13 protein-coding genes are annotated in these 15,800 nt (G+C 49.2%); 3 read left to right on the top strand and 10 right to left on the bottom strand.

Annotated elements, in window-relative coordinates; translation table 11 throughout:
* Positions 1 to 34: 34 nt before the first annotated feature.
* From H9I35_RS08330 to H9I35_RS08320, 3 genes are all read right to left on the bottom strand, one after another.
* A complete protein-coding gene (locus H9I35_RS08330; protein ID WP_187418954.1) occupies positions 35 to 877 on the bottom strand; it encodes a carbohydrate ABC transporter permease in 843 nt (280 codons plus the stop codon).
* Positions 874 to 1,755 carry a carbohydrate ABC transporter permease gene (locus tag H9I35_RS08325; protein ID WP_016521048.1) on the bottom strand — a complete coding sequence of 294 codons (882 nt, stop codon included), beginning with the start codon at positions 1,753 to 1,755 and terminating at the stop codon, positions 874 to 876. Before H9I35_RS08325 ends, H9I35_RS08330 begins: the two co-directional genes overlap by 4 nt.
* A 76-nt stretch (positions 1,756 to 1,831) precedes the next feature.
* Positions 1,832 to 3,097: an ABC transporter substrate-binding protein gene (locus tag H9I35_RS08320; protein WP_187418952.1), complete on the bottom strand. Its 1,266-nt coding sequence runs from the start codon at positions 3,095 to 3,097 to the stop codon at positions 1,832 to 1,834.
* Positions 3,098 to 3,309: 212 nt separating this feature from the next.
* On the opposite strand from H9I35_RS08320, the gene H9I35_RS08315 reads away from it, so the two are divergent.
* On the top strand, positions 3,310 to 4,509 hold the full coding sequence (locus H9I35_RS08315; protein WP_187418950.1) for an integrase catalytic domain-containing protein: 1,200 nt from the start codon (positions 3,310 to 3,312) through the stop codon (positions 4,507 to 4,509).
* Positions 4,510 to 4,602: 93 nt separating this feature from the next.
* Here the strand turns inward: H9I35_RS08315 and fabZ are convergent, their stop codons facing one another.
* From fabZ to H9I35_RS08295, 4 genes are all read right to left on the bottom strand, one after another.
* The gene (fabZ, locus tag H9I35_RS08310) at positions 4,603 to 5,040 is read right to left on the bottom strand and encodes a 3-hydroxyacyl-ACP dehydratase FabZ (RefSeq protein ID WP_187418949.1); all 438 of its coding nucleotides are present in this window, start codon (positions 5,038 to 5,040) and stop codon (positions 4,603 to 4,605) included.
* A gap of 360 nt (positions 5,041 to 5,400) precedes the next feature.
* A complete protein-coding gene (gene fabF / locus H9I35_RS08305) occupies positions 5,401 to 6,651 on the bottom strand; it encodes a beta-ketoacyl-ACP synthase II (protein ID WP_187418948.1) in 1,251 nt (416 codons plus the stop codon).
* 55 nt (positions 6,652 to 6,706) lie between these two features.
* Positions 6,707 to 7,450: a 3-oxoacyl-[acyl-carrier-protein] reductase gene (gene fabG / locus H9I35_RS08300; protein WP_187420765.1), complete on the bottom strand. Its 744-nt coding sequence runs from the start codon at positions 7,448 to 7,450 to the stop codon at positions 6,707 to 6,709.
* Complete coding sequence (locus tag H9I35_RS08295; protein WP_187418946.1) at positions 7,450 to 8,406, bottom strand: ACP S-malonyltransferase; 957 nt, start codon at positions 8,404 to 8,406, stop codon at positions 7,450 to 7,452. Before H9I35_RS08295 ends, fabG begins: the two co-directional genes overlap by 1 nt.
* A gap of 330 nt (positions 8,407 to 8,736) precedes the next feature.
* Here H9I35_RS08295 and H9I35_RS08290 point away from each other — a divergent pair, with 330 nt between their 5' ends.
* Positions 8,737 to 10,203 carry a DUF6938 domain-containing protein gene (locus H9I35_RS08290; protein ID WP_187418945.1) on the top strand — a complete coding sequence of 489 codons (1,467 nt, stop codon included), beginning with the start codon at positions 8,737 to 8,739 and terminating at the stop codon, positions 10,201 to 10,203.
* Positions 10,204 to 10,283: 80 nt separating this feature from the next.
* On the opposite strand, the gene H9I35_RS08285 is transcribed toward H9I35_RS08290, so the two are convergent.
* From H9I35_RS08285 to H9I35_RS08275, 3 genes are all read right to left on the bottom strand, one after another.
* Positions 10,284 to 11,339: a Fic family protein gene (locus H9I35_RS08285; RefSeq protein ID WP_187418944.1), complete on the bottom strand. Its 1,056-nt coding sequence runs from the start codon at positions 11,337 to 11,339 to the stop codon at positions 10,284 to 10,286.
* 77 nt (positions 11,340 to 11,416) lie between these two features.
* Positions 11,417 to 12,991 carry a glutamate--tRNA ligase gene (gene gltX / locus H9I35_RS08280; protein ID WP_187418943.1) on the bottom strand — a complete coding sequence of 525 codons (1,575 nt, stop codon included), beginning with the start codon at positions 12,989 to 12,991 and terminating at the stop codon, positions 11,417 to 11,419.
* Positions 12,992 to 13,080: 89 nt separating this feature from the next.
* Entirely contained in the window at positions 13,081 to 13,530 is a 450-nt protein-coding gene (locus H9I35_RS08275; RefSeq protein ID WP_187418941.1) for a low molecular weight protein-tyrosine-phosphatase, read from the bottom strand.
* 278 nt (positions 13,531 to 13,808) lie between these two features.
* Here H9I35_RS08275 and H9I35_RS08270 point away from each other — a divergent pair, with 278 nt between their 5' ends.
* Positions 13,809 to 15,782: an FAD-dependent oxidoreductase gene (locus H9I35_RS08270; protein ID WP_187418940.1), complete on the top strand. Its 1,974-nt coding sequence runs from the start codon at positions 13,809 to 13,811 to the stop codon at positions 15,780 to 15,782.
* The last annotated feature ends 18 nt before the right edge of the window (positions 15,783 to 15,800 follow it).

Genomic DNA, 15,800 nt, shown 5'->3' with positions numbered 1-15,800 from the left:
GGGAACTTCTGAAAACTGCGGTTTTCAGATATGCCTATTCTTTTACGCTGCCTTCCGTCAATCCTGCGACGATGTACTTTTGCGTAAACGCAAAGACGATCATCGTGGGAAGCAGGGCGATAACGATGCCCGCGCTGAGTATGTCCCATGAAACGCCCGCTTTCGAAATAAACGAATTGAGCGCAACGGGAACGGTCATTTTGGTTTCCGACGATAAAAACATAACCGCCAAAAACAGTTCGTTCCAAATGTTGACGAACGAAAACGAAAAAATTGCCGCAAGACCGGGAAACATGACCGGCACGATGACATAAAATATCGCTTGCAGCGTATTGCAGCCATCAATCAGCGCCACTTCTTCCAGCGCCGACGGAATATTGTCGAAAAAGCTTTTCGCCATGATCGTACTGAAAGCGACCGATGTCGCAGTATAGAGTACGCCCATCGTTACAAGGTTATCCGTAAGGTGCAGTTTCGCCATCATCGTATACAGCGGCATCATGATGATAAAATTCGGGATCATCTGCGTAAAATAAAACGCGAGAACGATCCTGTTCCGTTCGCGCGGATGTTTGTATCGCGAAAGCGCAAAGCCGCTGAACAGACTGATAACGAGAGCGGCAAAAGCGGCGCCGATCGACAGCACGACGCTATTGAAAAAATAGCGGGCAAAATTGCTGAAACTGAAAAGTTTTTTATAGCTTTCCAATGTGATGCGGCTCGGAAAATATTTTATGGGATTGGAATAGATTTCTCTCGGACCTTTCAGAGATGTGACGATAATCCAATACAGAGGCCCGATTGCCGCGATGAGAAAGAAGATCAGCGCGAAAATGCGAAATGCGGATTTGATTTCCGCGACGCCGGTCTTTTTCATTTGTCCGCTCCTTTGTTCATGATTTTCAAATACAATACGGCATAGAGCAGCAGGATCACTATTATCATGATACCGACAGCGGAACCCTGACCGTAATCGTAGCTCTTTTGAATTTTGTTGATCATTTGAGTAGCCAAAATATTCGTGCTGTTCGCGGGTCCTCCGCCCGTCATCGCATAGATGATATCGGGAAAATTCATGATCCACATAGTGCGAAGCAGCGTCGTACTGATGATCGTCGGTAAAATATACGGAATCGTTATTTTGAACATACGCACAAAAGGTCCCGCGCCGTCAAGTTCCGCGGATTCGTACAGTTCTTTCGGAATGGACTGCAGCGCGGCGAGCAGCATGATCGCAAAATACGGAACGCCGTACCACACGTTCGCCGCGACGACGGAAAAAATCGCTATTTTCTGATTCGATAAAAAACCGATAGGCGAGTTTATAAATCCGAGCCTCATGAGCACATCGTTTGCCAGTCCGAACTGTCCGTTGAAAATCCACGCCCACACCAAGCCGATGGCGAAGCCCGACAGCGTCCACGAATAAAACACGAGCCCGCTGTAAAGTCCGCGCAGCGGAAAAGGTTTTTGCAGCAAAAGCGCGAGAGAAAATCCCAAAACGAATTGAAAAAAGAGCGAAACGAAAATCCATATCAGCGTATTTGATAAAATCTGTAAAAACGGAAAATCTTTGTCGCGGATGATCGCAATGAAATTTTCAAATCCGGAAAATTTTATTTTCGATAAATCGAAAAGCGTATAATGCTGAAACGCGATAAACCCGCCGCGCAAAACCGGCCAGTACATAAACAGCGTCAAAATAATAAAAACCGGCAATACCATAAGCCTGTATATGCGGTTGTGATATTTCATGGGATCCTCTCGGTATAAGCAAAGGAGGAATGCGCGGCTTTTCGGCATTCCTCCCGTTATTGGTTTTATAAATTATTTATTTCCAGTAGTCGGCACATTTTGCAATAAACTCTTCAGTCGTTATGTTCCCGAGCAGTGCGGACTGCATGTATTGTTCATGAGTCTGCGACCAGCCCGGCCATTTTTCGCTGTCGAGCGGAAATTTGACGAGCATGTATTTATCCGGTTCTCCGAACTGCACATCCCACGCTTTATACACGCCCGTCGAAAAATACGGATCGTCTTTATACGTGCTGGCATGAATCGGCAACGGGCCGTATTTTTTGCACAGTTCGGCGTTCACTTTCGCGGAAGACATATATGAAATGAACTCCCATGCGAGCTCTTTGTTTTTTGAATACGACGGAATCGCAAGCGAAGCGAACCCGTAATCGATGGGCGCTTTGCCGCTTTTTCCGACCGTCAGCGGGATAACCGTATACTTGTCTCGTCCGAGCTGCGTGTCGAGCAGACCTACCGTATCGGGATCCTGAATAAGGAACGGCGTGATGCCCGATACGAAAGAATTGACCTGTTCGTTGAACGCCCAGTTGATGCCGTCTGCGGGAACGGTGTCTTTGAACATGGCGATATACGCACGGGCGGCGGCAAGCGCACCCGGATTTGAAAGCGAGAATTTTCCGTCGAGCGTTTTATATACGTTTGCCGGATCGATATCGTTTACGTCGGAAAGCATGAGGAGATCGGCAATTTTAAATTCGTTCGCTTTACCTCTGAAATCGAAACCGTATTGATTTTTTGCGGGATTCGTAATTTTCCGGCACAGCGCATAGAGCTCTTCATTGGTTTTCGGGTAATCCGCTTCGGTAATGCCGTTCGCGGCAAGAATGTCGGTGCGCACGAAAAGTGCTTTGACGTATAAAAACTGCGGAACGATATATGCGGTATTGTCGGCGGTTCTCGCACATGCCATCGTAATGGGCAAAAGGTCGCTGCCTTCGTTCCACTTCGCGATCATATCTTCGAGATTTGTCAATTTTCTGTTGTTGACATACTGCCGCACGTCATAGTCGCGCACTTCGATTATATCCAGAGGATCTTCGTTCGTGAGCATGAGCGACAGACGGTTCTGCGCCTGATCGTACGGCGGAGAGATGAGGTTGATCGAAACATTCGGATGCGCCTGTTCGAAATCCGCGATTATCTGCTTGATGATTACGGTGCGTTCGGGAGCCGTCATCGTTTCCAAAAAATTGAGCGTGGTCTTCTGCTCTTTTTTGGCGCAGGAGATAAGGGTGCAAAGCGCTGCGCAAAGCGCGATGCTTGCCAACATTTTTTTCATGGAATCCTCCGGTCGGTAAAACTGATTATAGGGAATACCCGAAAATCGCAATTTCCGAATATTCCCTATATTTATTTATTATAAGTCCCAGATTCGGTATTTGTCAATAATTCGCATTGCATCACGTTAAATCTAACCGAAAAAAAAGCCGTTCCTCACGTAAAAATCTAACCCAAATCTGAGTCACAATAGAAGCCCGAAGGAAGGGCACCATGGGGTTAGATATGAAAACGAAAAAGAAATTGACCGAAGAAACGGCAAAACGCTACTGTACGGCAAACAAGAAGCGCAAGACGAAAATCATCGACGAGTTCACCGCAACCACCGGCTACAACCGAAAATACGCCATCCACATCCTCAAAAACAGCGCACGCATAAAAATAACACACTTCAACAACGTCGAAAGAAAGAGTGTACAGATCATCAAAAAGCCTCGTAAAAAGCGGCACTATGAAAAATACTACGGTCAAGATGTGCAGCGTGAAGTTATTCGACTGTGGCTATTTTCGATGTACCTGTGTGCAAAACGGCTCGTACCCTTTATCCGCGACAATATCGATTACCTTGCCCTCAAGTTCGGCTATACTGAACAACTGAAAACAAAACTTGCTCACATATCAAGCGCAACGGTCTCAAGGATACTCAAGCCGGAAATCCCCAAGCATTCCATCCGCGGTATTGCAACGACACGACCGGCAAAGAATCTCAATAAACTCATTCCGATCCGCACCTTCTTCGATTGGGACGAACGAAAACCGGGCTTTTTCGAAGCCGATACGGTCGCTCATTGCGGTACAACTACGGAAGGACAGTATATTTGTACCCTGACACTCACCGACGTTCATTCAGGATGGACGGAAAATCGTGCGCTTTTGAATAAAGCTCATCGGTGGGTCAAAGAAGCGACAGAGGACGTGAAAATACACTTACCCTTTGCTATGAAAGGCATTGACAGCGATAACGGACGTGAGTTCAAAAATATACAGCTTTTGCAGTGGTGTGAACTAAATCATATTACGTTCACCCGAAGCCGGTCGTACAAAAAAAATGACAACTGTTTTGTTGAACAGAAAAACGACAGCGTGGTAAGGCGTATTGTCGGCTACTATCGATTTGAGGGAGAAGCTGCCTGTGTTGTCTTAGCAGAACTGTATGAAAGTTATAATAAGCTCGTTAATTTCTTTTTTCCCTCGATGAAGATTATTGCAAAGCAACGAATAGACGCAAAGGTCATAAAGAAATATGATGCGGCTAAGACTCCCTACCGAAGGCTTATGGAAAGTAAGGAGGTAAGCAAGGCGGTAAAAGCTGAGCTTTTCAGGAGAAAGAACAGATTGGATTTACAACAGCTGCTTGACAAGACACAACTCTTGCAGCGTAAGCTTATCGCTATGGCGGTGCAACGGTCATAGCTACGGTTAGATTTTTACTTGAGGAACCGAAATCGTTTCGGTTAGATTTTTACGTGAGGAAATACGTAATTACCCCGGCAGATTGAAATAATTTCAATGTACGGAGCTTTCACTTCCGACAAGACACATCCATTCGGCTTCCGCCGCCAAAACATCGCCGACATAGGCTTTGCCCGACTGCTTTACCATGTGAGCCGAAACGCGCAGATTCGTGATTTCCATGCGCACCGTATCGCCGGGACGCACTTGATTTCGAAACTTTACTTTATCGACCGTAGCGAGAAAAAACAAACTGCCTTCTTGAAATTTCTTTTGAAAGCTGAGCGCCGCTCCTCCCGCCTGCGCCATCGTTTCGACGAGGATAACGCCGGGTACGACGGGATACTGCGGAAAATGTCCTTTAAAAAAGAAATCGTCGTCGGTAAATTTTCGCGTACTCACGCTGCCTTTTTCATCGCACGAAAGTATTTCGTCGACAAATAAAAACGGCTTCCGATGCGGCAAAAGAGAAGCGATATCGTTCGTAACCATAAGTCCCCCGTAGTGCGTTTGCAGGCTGAATATCGAGTTTGAAAACATTAACTTAACGCCATGCTTTCGGCGATGTTGTTCGTTTTCAAACCCGCCATTCAGTTTTACAAAAAGGAAAATATTATGTCCAATTTCGAGTTTTCTAAAACTCGAAATTTTCCATCCGTTTCGTTCACCAACTGAATGGCGAGTTTCGAAAGTAAATAAAATGATGCGGAGGCGAGGTTCCGGCTGCGTGCCGTTTCGAGCGTTAGGCTTACGGAAGCGTACCCTAAAAGCTCGACCGCGGCTTAGCGGACGGGTTCTCGCCGAAAGCATATCTTTATTTAGAAATACTTTCGAAACTCGACTTTCGACCTATTAAATTCTTTTCAGTACGATAACGCCGTTGTGTCCGCCGAAGCCGAATGTCGAACTCATCGCACAGTCGACTTTGCATTCGACGCCTTTATTCGGCGTATAATTCAAATCGCAGCCGCCTTCGACATCCTGTTCGTCGAGATTGATCGTCGGAGGGATAAATCCTTCTTGGATCGCCTTGACTGCAAACATCGCTTCGATCGCACCCGTAGCTCCGAGACAGTGGCCGGTCATGCTTTTCGTAGACGATATGTGCAGCTTTTTCGCGTTTTCTTCGCCGAACGCGATCTTCAGCATCTGCGTTTCGCAAGGGTCATTCTTTTTCGTCGCCGTTCCGTGTGCGTTGTAATACTGCACTTCTTCCGGCTTTACACCCGCGTCTTTCAGCGCTTCCGTCATAGCGGCCGCACCCCAAACGCCGTCGGGGTTCGGAGCGGTCAAGTGATAACCGTCGCTCGTTCCGCCGTAGCCTGCGAGTTCGGCGTATATCTTCGCTCCGCGTTTTTTCGCATGTTCGTATTCTTCGAGCACGAAAACCGCACTGCCCTCGCCCATGACAAAGCCTTCGCGCTTTTTGTCGAAGGGGCGGCTCGCCGCTGCGGGATTGTCCGTAAAAGAAGTCGAAAGCGCGTGGAGCACTTCAAAGCCCGCAATGCCGAATCCGTTGATCGTACTCTCGGATCCTCCCGCAAGACATATATCGCGTCTGCCGCCTCTGATAAAATCGAGCGCATCGCCGAGCGCGTCCGAACCGCTCGCGCATGCGGTCGTCACCGTGTGTGCCGGTCCGTGAATGCCGAAAGCCATGGAAATATTGCCGCATGCTTCGTTCGGAATCAGTTCGGGAATCGTCATAGGAGGCAGACGGTGCTGCGGACTCTGCGAATATTTGATACAGCACTCTTCGTTCACTTCAAAGCCGCCGATACCGACACCCATAAAAATCGCGGCGTCTTTAATGACATCGCTGTTCGCTTCGATCGACGCATCGTCAAGCGCCATCTTTGCCGCGGCGACCGCATACTGAGAAAAGCGCGCCATCTTGCGCGCCGCTTCGGGATTCATATACTTGGTCGCGTCGAAGTTTTTTACTTCGCCCGCATACCGCGCTTTAAACGTACTCGCATCGAAATGAGTGATGAGAGCGACTCCGCTTTTGCCCGCTTTTGCCGCAGCCCAGGTTTCCTCAACCGAATTTCCGATCGGGGTAACAGCTCCCATACCCGTTATAACAACACGCCTCTTTTCCATAACCGCCAACTCCTGTTTATTCCATTATAAAATTGATAATCAACAAGCACGGGCCTTATGCGCCCATACCGCCGTCCACGCCGAGCACTTGGCCCGTAACGTATGCCGACAGATTGCTTGCCAAAAACAACACCGCATTCGCAACGTCTTCGGTTTGTCCCGCGCGTTTGAGCGGAATCTGAGCGACCCACGCTTCGCGCGCTTTTTCATTCACCGCCTTTGTCATGTCCGTTTCGATATAGCCGGGCGCTACGGCGTTTACGCGTACGCCGCGGGAACCCACTTCTTTTGCAAGGCTTTTCGTATAGCCGATGAGACCCGCTTTGCTCGCGCTGTAGTTGACCTGTCCCGCTCCTCCGTGTATACCGACGATGCTGGACATATTGATTATCGAGCCGGATTTTTTGTGAATCATATCGTTTGAAACGATCTGCGTTACAACGAACACCGCAGTGAGATTGACGTCGAGAACTTTTTGCCAATCTTCGATTTTCATGCGGAACGAAAGGCCGTCCTTCGTGATACCCGCGTTATTGACGAGTACGTCGAATCCGCCGGAAGCCGAAAGCGCTTCTTTAACGACTTCCGAAAGGCGGGCGGCATCTCCCGCATCGGCGGAGATTTCGTGAAAAACCGTACCCTGCGATGAGGCGAACTGTTCCAGCTCCGATTTCGCTTCCGACGGATGCGAGCAGAGCCCCCATACTTCAGCGCCTTCGCGCAAAAAAGTTTCTACGATCTTTCGGCCGATGCCGCGGCTCGATCCCGTGACGAGCGCCTTTTTACCTGTAAGCAGCATCACTCGACCCCGCCGATCGATTCGGCCGAATTGACGGGAGTACTCGGCCACTTTTCACCTGCGGGAAAATCGCGCCAAAGCCCGCTCAGCACTTTACCGACGCCCGGCTCAAGCACGCGCCATTCATTCGCGGAATCCGCAGCCATACCGTCGGCGAGCACTTTTTCTTCCAAAGTCCACCGCACCGGATTCGTCAAGTGCAGCACCGCATTTTTTTTCGCATCGCTTCCTTTGACGACTTTTTCTCCGGTTACGTTGCTGAACAAATCGATTTTAGGATCAGCGAACGTCACGTCCGCGATCGCCTTTTCAAATTCGTCGGCGGCTTTTTGCATGAGCGGACAATGGAAGGGACCTGCGACCGAAAGCCTGATCGCACGCCGCGCGCCCGCTTCGGTACACGCTTTTTCGGCAGCGGCAAGACCGTCAGCCGTACCGCTGATAACCGTCTGTTTGACGCTGTTTAAATTTGTGGCGTACACGTCGGAAAGCCCCGAACAGATTTCCTGCACCTTTTCAGGCGGCAAACCGATGATCGCGCTCATGCCCGGAGCATGGCCCGCATTTGCGGAAGCGATCTCTTCGCACACGCGCTGCATGATGTCGCCGCGCTTTTGCACGACGCGGATAAGATCTTCAAACGAAAGGACGCCCGAAATACCGAGCGCCGGAAATTCGCCGAGGCTGAATCCCATAGCCGCCGACGGCACGATACCCTTCGATTTCAGCACTTCGGAAACCATAAGAGAGGCCGACGTAATTGCGAGCTGACTGTTGTCGCTGCGGCTCAATTCCGCCTGGTCCGTTTCCCACAAAAGCTTTGCCATATCCCTGCCGGTAATCGATGAAATCGAATCGAGCAGCTTGCGCGCTTCGGGAAAAGATTCGCACACGTCTTTCATCATGCCGGGTTCCTGTGCGCCCTGACCCGGAAACAAAAAAGCATATTTTTTCATTGGTACCTCGTCAAAATCAAAATGACAAAACGCGATATTTTGTCATTCTCAATACATTTATATGATAGTGAAATTACGGGTTTTGTCAAGGTAAAAATTGACAAGTAATAGAACAAAATATTTTTAATCCGAAGGGGGAAGCCTCCCCCTCGCGCACACTTCGTTGTGCGCTGCCCCCTCAAGCGGGGACACCCCGCAACGCCCCGTACCGGAAACCCTCTTTTCCGAAAAATACCCTACGATATAAAAAATCGGAAGCACCCCGGCGGAAGTCCCTCCGTTCGCGTGCAATTCTTGTCACGCAGGCATTCATTGCATTACAATATCGTTATGGATCCGCACGGCTCTTACACTCAGGCGTTCGGCAATCCGATCGCGCCGCGCGAAGTGCGCTTTGCCTTTTTCAAATACCGCGTATGCCGTTTCCTTTTTTCTCGGGACGATAGTCCCGTCGAACCCGGAGCCGTCGCCGCAGGGGAAGCGTACAACGATTTCGGCATGCTCACGATCGTCGACAAAAACAAAACCAAAGGAGAAGTGCGCGACATACAATCGAAACACGCGATCATCATCGGCACGATCCGCATGGGATTCGGACACTGGCGCATCGCCATTGCAATGGCATCAGCAGCGAAACGTTTCGGCTATACGCCCTATCTTTTGGATTTGACGGCTTTCGACGGAAGCACGGCGCAAAAATCGATCCGCTTTTTACAGTATTGGTACGATGTGCTTTCGCGCGTTTCCCAGCGTTGGAAATGGTTCAACAAACATATTTGGGAAAAAGCGACATCCGTCGAAAACAGACCGCTTTCGGCGTCCGTGAACGAACGCATCCTCTCGCAGCTTTTCGAACCGATTTTGGAATTGATCCCCGAAGACGTACCGCTCCTTTCGATGCACCCGTGGGTCGGTCACGCGGCGATCATGGGCGGCGTCAAAAACGTCGTCAGCATCATCCCCGACAATTACCCGATGGGATTTTGGCTCGTCGAAGGAAGCCGACACACCGTGCAGTCGCCCTCGGCGTACATGGGTTACCGTACGCTTCTTTCGATGGACGGAGAGCGCAAAATCACGCACTGTCTCGAACCGCACACGCTGCTCGAAGCCGGTCACTACGTCGATTACGAAATCGTATCGGCAATCGAAAGAGACTGCAAACGGCGGATCGAACGCATGAAAGAAGGAAAGCCCCGCCGCTTTTTGCTCACGATGGGAGGAGCCGGAGCGCAGGCACAGCGTTTTGCGGATATCATCGAAACGTGCAAGACATTTATCGAATGCGGCAAAGCGGCGTTTTTCGTAAATATGGGAGATCACGCCGGACGATGGAAAGAACTCAAAGCGAATCTCGATAAGAGCGGCGTTTCATATACGATACACACCGATTGGAATGCGACAAAGCGCTTCGTCAAAGAAGCCGAAACGGACGACGCGCGCGGGGTTCACGTATTTTTACACGACGAATTCTACGCGGCGGTTTATTTAACGAATTTGCTGATGCACGCGAGCGACATCATGATCACAAAGCCGAGCGAACTGTCTTTTTACCCCATACCGAAATTGTTTATCCAGCGAGTCGGAAAACATGAAGCGTGGGGTGCGATCCGCGGTAGCGAAATGGGCGATGGCACGATCGAAACGGAAAACACATCCGACTTGCACCGCACGCTCGCAACGCTCATAGAAACGGACGACCTGCTCGAAATGTACATCAAACACATACGGCAAAATGCAAAAGCGGGCGTATACGACGGCGCTTACAACGCACTTCGATTTGCGTGCAAGGGGTAAACGCTCATTACGGCGTGTACGACGAAGCGGCTGTATACGAGAGACGCGAACGAGGACTCATCGAGCGTCGTTATATTTTTCTACCATGATTTTATTAAATTATATAAAAACGCATTTTTATATAATTTTGTTTTTCCGATTTTTTCTTCAATCAAAATCCCCGCTTCCGAAAGCTCATGCAGATACTTACTCGAAGTATTGCGGGAAATATTTAATTTTTCACACAGGTATTCGTTCTTCGTATAAAAATCATAAAACAAATGTTCCAGCAGCTTTTGCGAATACATCTTAGGACATCTTTCTTTTATGAGCTTCGCAGCATCATTCATCGTTTCGATAAAAGAATGAATAAAATTGAGCGTAAACTCCGACATTTCATACACACCTTGAATCATAAATAAAAGAAAATTTTTTAATTCGGATAAATCCTCTTGAGCCGCATTCAGACATTCATAATACTTTGCACGATTTTGATTTATGTATTTACTCAGATACAAAATCGGAATATCAAGTTTTTTTGCTAACGTAAGATACAAAATATTTATCATTCGTCCCGTTCTGCCGTTACCGTCATAAAAAGGATGAATCGATTCAAACTGAAAATGAATGACGGCCATTTTTAAAACCGCATCAATATCTTGAATTGCATTCCTATTTATATATTTTTCAAGATTTGTAAGATAGTCCGAGATTTCTTTGTAATTCTGCGGCGGAGTGTGCAGGACTTCTCCCGTTTTGGTATTTTTGATCACAGTCCCCGGAAGTTTTCGTATAGCGCCCGCTTCCGGTTCAACAATATGATGAATTCGGATTATATGATTTGTACTTAGAAATCCGTTTTCCTTAATCAATTCAAAACCCGTAAGCATTGCCTGTCTGTAATTGAGGACTTCCTTTGATGCGGGATTCGTTTTTGAATAAGTCATTTCCTTAAAAATTTCATCAAAGGTTGTAACGATATTTTCAATTTCGGAAGATTCCTTTGCTTCTCCTAAAGTGATCGCATTGAAAATGATATACGGATTCGGCAAAAGATTGATTGCGCCGTTGAGCCGGCCGAGCGTATGATTCGCCTTATTGAGAGCTTTCAATAAGGCAATATCATCAAAATTAAAATTATACGGAAGTTTTGTCATTAATTATATTTTCATGCACTTTGTGCACGTTGTCAAGTCATGCACAAATATTTTTATTTTTTGTGCATATCACCCCCTTAAAACTTCTCCAGCGTCTTTTCGATCCTCGAAAGACACCGCTCTTTTCCGAGTATGAGAATCGAGCCGATAAGCGGAGGACTTATTCTGCTGCCGGTCACCGCCATGCGCACGGGCATCATAAAATCTCCGAGCTTTACGCCGATCGCTTCAGCTTCCGTCCTCGCAAGATTTTCTGCTTCTTCATGGCTCATAGCGAAAGCCGCATCGACGAAATTTTTTGCGCGAAGCAGAATCTCTTTCGTTTTCGCCGCGTCGAGTTTTTTCGGAACGATCTCTTCGACGGGAGGCACGGCCGGTTCGGTAAACAAAAAGCGCACCATCTCCGCGGCGTCGGTCAGATAGTGGAGCCGCTCTTTAATAAGCGGCATGAGGCGCATAAGGGCTGCTTTTACGTCGGCGCTTGTCATCTGCATGGAAGCGTCAACGCAAACCGGCTCGCCGTCGTTTCCGAGCGCGATGCCCGAATATTCAGGCCCCACGCGCGGAGGAGGCAATTCACCGTCGGAATGGATCGGAAGAGCGGCATCGCCCGTCCCCGTGATAAACGGCAGCGTCATGCGGTAAAGCGCTTCGTCCGAAAGCATGCGGATGTACTGCCCGTTATACCATTCGAGTTTTTTATAATCGAATACCGCAGGCGATTTATTCAGATGTTCGATTTTAAATAAGCTGCACAGCTCGTCGAGCGAATACAGATCCCTGCCGTCTTCGTACGAACAGCCGAGCATCGCAACGTAATTGATAATCGCTTCCGGAAGATAACCGCGCGCACGGAATTCATCAACGCTCGTCGCGCCGTGCCGCTTCGAAAGTTTTTGACCGTCTTTACCGTTGACCATGGGCAAGTGACAGAATTCGGGATGCTTCCAGCCGAAAGCGCGGTACATCTGTACGTGCAGCGGCGTCGACGGTATCCACTCCTGCGCGCGCATTACGTGCGAAATATGCATAAAGTGATCGTCGACGATATTCGCCAAGTGGTAGGTCGGAAAACCGTCGCTTTTGAGCAAAACGGGATCCGGGCTGATATCTTCGTTTTTCCACGTGATCTTTCCGAGCAGATAATCGTGAAATTCCGTTTCGCCTTCGAGCGGCACTTTGAGACGGATGACGTACGGTTTTCCCGCCGCTATATTTTCCCGCACTTCTTCAGAGGTCAGCATACGGCAATGGCGGTCGTAGCCCGGCGCCATTTTATTTTCCGTTTGGATTTTTCGGATGCGCGCGAGCCTCTCTTCGTCGCAAAAACAATAATAGGCTTCGCCCTTTGCAACGAGTTCTTCCGCATATTTTTTATAGAGATCGAAACGTTCGCTCTGCACGTAAGGACCGTAAGGACCGCCTCTGTCGCCGCCCTCGTCCCAATCGATGCCGAGCCATGCCATCGTATCGTATAAATTCTTAACAAATTTTTCGTCGTAGCGCGTGCGGTCGGTGTCTTCTAGCCGCAAAACAAATTTGCCGCCCTGCGAACGCGCAAAAAGATAATTGAACAGCGCGGTGCGCACACCGCCGATATGCTGCATCCCCGTCGGAGAGGGAGCGTAGCGAACACGTACTTCGTTTTCCATAACGGATCGATTATAGCAGAATAATAACGCTCACGCAATTACGCGCATTCCCGATGCAGGCACGGCGGCCGAGCGGAAAAACGGAACGCTTACGAAAGCTTTGTTAAAATCGCGCGGCAGCCTGCAAGCACGTCGTTCCACGTCGCATCGAAGTTGCCCGTATACCACGGGTCGGCAACATCGCGATGCACGCCGCACCATTCGAGCAGTTTGCTCATTTTATGCGCGGTATCTTCGCCGAATGTTTTTTGCATATAGTACAGGTTTTCGTCGTCCATGCCGATCAAAAAATCGTATGCGTCGTAATCGGCACGTATGATTCTGCGCGCCGAGCGCGCTTCATGCGCTACTCCCATATCGTCGAGCTTTTTTCTCGTGCCGCGGTGAATATCGTTTCCGATTTCTTCGCTGCTCGTCGCCGCCGAATCGATAACGAAATCGCGCTCTCGTCCCGCCCGTCGTACCAAATCTTTCATGACGAATTCCGCCATCGGAGAGCGGCAGATGTTTCCGTGACAGATAAATAAAATGCGATGCATGCCTTCAGTATACACGAAACGAAATAAAAAAAGGAGCCCTGCCGACGGCAGGGCTCCAGAAAGGAGAGGAGAAAGCAAATCAGATTACGTTTGCTCTTGCATTCACCTTTCAAACAGCGATCGCACAAAAAAGGTTACATTCGCTTACATTGAATAGTTTTAAATATTTTGTTATATTCGACCGTAATATCCGCTTTTCATAAAGTACCGTATTCATATAGATTTTTTTGCATAGCTTCATCATATAAAAATCATTATATCATTTTCATGGAGGATATATGAAAAAAAATCGGTTTTTGCAAACGGCGGTATGTGCGCTTTTTGCAATTGCATTCCTGTTCGTTTCGTGCGGCGGAAAATCCGTTAAAAACGGCACGTACACGGCTGCCGTCGGCGGTATGAACGGCGACGTTGAAGTCAGCGTTACGATCGAAGGTAAAAAGATTGCCCGCGTCGAAGTAACAAATGATGCGGAAACGCCCGGTATCGGCACGCGCTTAAAAGACATAGACGGAAACGTCGTAACGGCCGGCGGACTTTCTCCGGTAGACGTTATTCCGCAGCGCATTGTAGAAAACCAAAGCGTCAATGTGGACGTCGTAACCGGAGCCACGATTACTTCGCGCGCGATTACGGCCGCAGTATCCGACTGCTTAAAGCAAGCGGGCGCAAATCCCGCAGATTGGAGCAAAAAGCAAAAACCCGCTAAAACTCCTTCAAACGCGAGCGCGGATGTCGTCGTTGTAGGCGGCGGCGGTGCGGGTCTTGCAGCCGCAATCGCAGCGGGACAACAAGGCAAATCGGTTATCATCATCGAAAAAACCGGCGAAGTCGGCGGCGACACCCTCGTGTGCGGCGCCATCTACAATGCGGCCGATGAAGAATTGCAAAAAAAGGTTACGATGTCGGATTCGGTAAAACCGACGATCGAAAAAGCGCTCGCGGAAAAACCCGTAAGTGACGAACACGCAGCCCTTCAGGCAGCGGTACGCGCACAGTGGAATGCGTATAAAGCAAGCGGACGCAAAGATTTGTTCGATTCGAAAGAATGGTACGCACTGCAAACGTGGAACGGAGGCGACAAAGCGGCAAATCTTGAGCTTGTCAAAACGCTCGCGTACAACGCCTACGACGGCTTAAAGTGGATCGAAGGACTCGGCATGCGCTTTTCCGACAAGATTGCGCAGGGCGCAGGCTCTTTGTGGCAGCGCACGCATACGAGCGTTATGAAACTCGGCACGGGCTTTCTTTCAACTTACATCGACAATATCGAAAAAATGGACAACGTTTCGCTCATGGTCGAAACGACGGCAAAGTCGCTCGTTAAAGAAAACGGCAGAGTTACCGGCGTCGTGTGCGCGGACAGAAACGGAAACGAATTTACGATTTCCGCAAAAGACGGCGTTATCCTTTCGACAGGCGGCTTCGGCGCAAACAGCAAAATGGTACAGCAGTACAATACGTCCGGCAAATGGAGCGACTTGAGCAAGGTCGGAACGACGAACCGCTTTTCCGCTTCGCAGGGCGATGGCATAACCATGGCAACCGCTGCGGGCGCCGCCCTTGCCGACATGGAACAAATTCAGCTTTTGTACCTCGGCAACTTGCAGGACGGTCAAATTTCGAAATACACGCTGCGCGCGGCAAACGGCACCGATCAAATCATCTTTGTGAATAAAGAAGGTAAACGCTTTACAAACGAAGGCGGCCGCCGCGACAATATCTGTCTTGCCGTTTTCAACCAGCCCGAACAGTTTTACTATGTTCTCGAATGTGCGGACGGCGACAAATACAAAGACATCAACGATCCGTCTTGGAGGAGCGCCGACGGCTTTACCTTCGAATACTGCGAAAAGAACGGCTTTATGTACCGGGCCGACACGCTCGACGAAATGGCATCAAAGCTCGGTATGGATGCCGCAGTTCTTAAAGCGACGGTCGACACGTTTAACGCGAGCGTCGCATCCGGCCGCGACGAATTCGGCAGAACGCTCTATTCGGTAAAGCTTGAACACGGTCCGTGGATCGCAACGCCCCGCAAAGCGTGCATCCACCACACGATGGGCGGCGTCGCCATCGACAAAGATGCGCGCGTACTCGACGCAAACGGTAAAGCGATTCCCGGCTTGTACGCCGCAGGTGAAGTTACCGGCGACATTCACGGTGCAAACCGCTTGGGCGGCAACGCGGTCGTAGATACGGTCGTCTTCGGCAAACTTGCCGGCGACACCGTCGTCGCGGACGCAAAATAAAATAAATGAGAGGATCTT

The organism is Treponema sp. Marseille-Q4132, assembly GCF_014334835.1.
Taxonomy (GTDB): domain Bacteria; phylum Spirochaetota; class Spirochaetia; order Treponematales; family Treponemataceae; genus Treponema_D; species Treponema_D paredis.
The sequence above is the reverse complement of the archived record's forward strand: the minus strand, read 5'-3'. Positions and strand labels throughout refer to the sequence as shown.

Coding starts and splice junctions, on each gene's coding strand:
- H9I35_RS08270 (WP_187418940.1), top strand. CDS start 13,809: ATGAAAAAAAATCGGTTTTTGCAAACGGCGGTATGTGCGCTTTTTGCA.
- fabZ (WP_187418949.1), bottom strand. CDS start 5,040: ATGGTTACGAACGATATCGCTTCTCTTTTGCCGCATCGGAAGCCGTTT.
- H9I35_RS08320 (WP_187418952.1), bottom strand. CDS start 3,097: ATGAAAAAAATGTTGGCAAGCATCGCGCTTTGCGCAGCGCTTTGCACC.
- H9I35_RS08290 (WP_187418945.1), top strand. CDS start 8,737: ATGGATCCGCACGGCTCTTACACTCAGGCGTTCGGCAATCCGATCGCG.
- H9I35_RS08275 (WP_187418941.1), bottom strand. CDS start 13,530: ATGCATCGCATTTTATTTATCTGTCACGGAAACATCTGCCGCTCTCCG.
- fabG (WP_187420765.1), bottom strand. CDS start 7,450: ATGCTGCTTACAGGTAAAAAGGCGCTCGTCACGGGATCGAGCCGCGGC.
- H9I35_RS08325 (WP_016521048.1), bottom strand. CDS start 1,755: ATGAAATATCACAACCGCATATACAGGCTTATGGTATTGCCGGTTTTT.
- gltX (WP_187418943.1), bottom strand. CDS start 12,991: ATGGAAAACGAAGTACGTGTTCGCTACGCTCCCTCTCCGACGGGGATG.
- fabF (WP_187418948.1), bottom strand. CDS start 6,651: ATGGAAAAGAGGCGTGTTGTTATAACGGGTATGGGAGCTGTTACCCCG.
- H9I35_RS08330 (WP_187418954.1), bottom strand. CDS start 877: ATGAAAAAGACCGGCGTCGCGGAAATCAAATCCGCATTTCGCATTTTC.
- H9I35_RS08315 (WP_187418950.1), top strand. CDS start 3,310: ATGGGGTTAGATATGAAAACGAAAAAGAAATTGACCGAAGAAACGGCA.
- H9I35_RS08295 (WP_187418946.1), bottom strand. CDS start 8,406: ATGAAAAAATATGCTTTTTTGTTTCCGGGTCAGGGCGCACAGGAACCC.
- H9I35_RS08285 (WP_187418944.1), bottom strand. CDS start 11,339: ATGACAAAACTTCCGTATAATTTTAATTTTGATGATATTGCCTTATTG.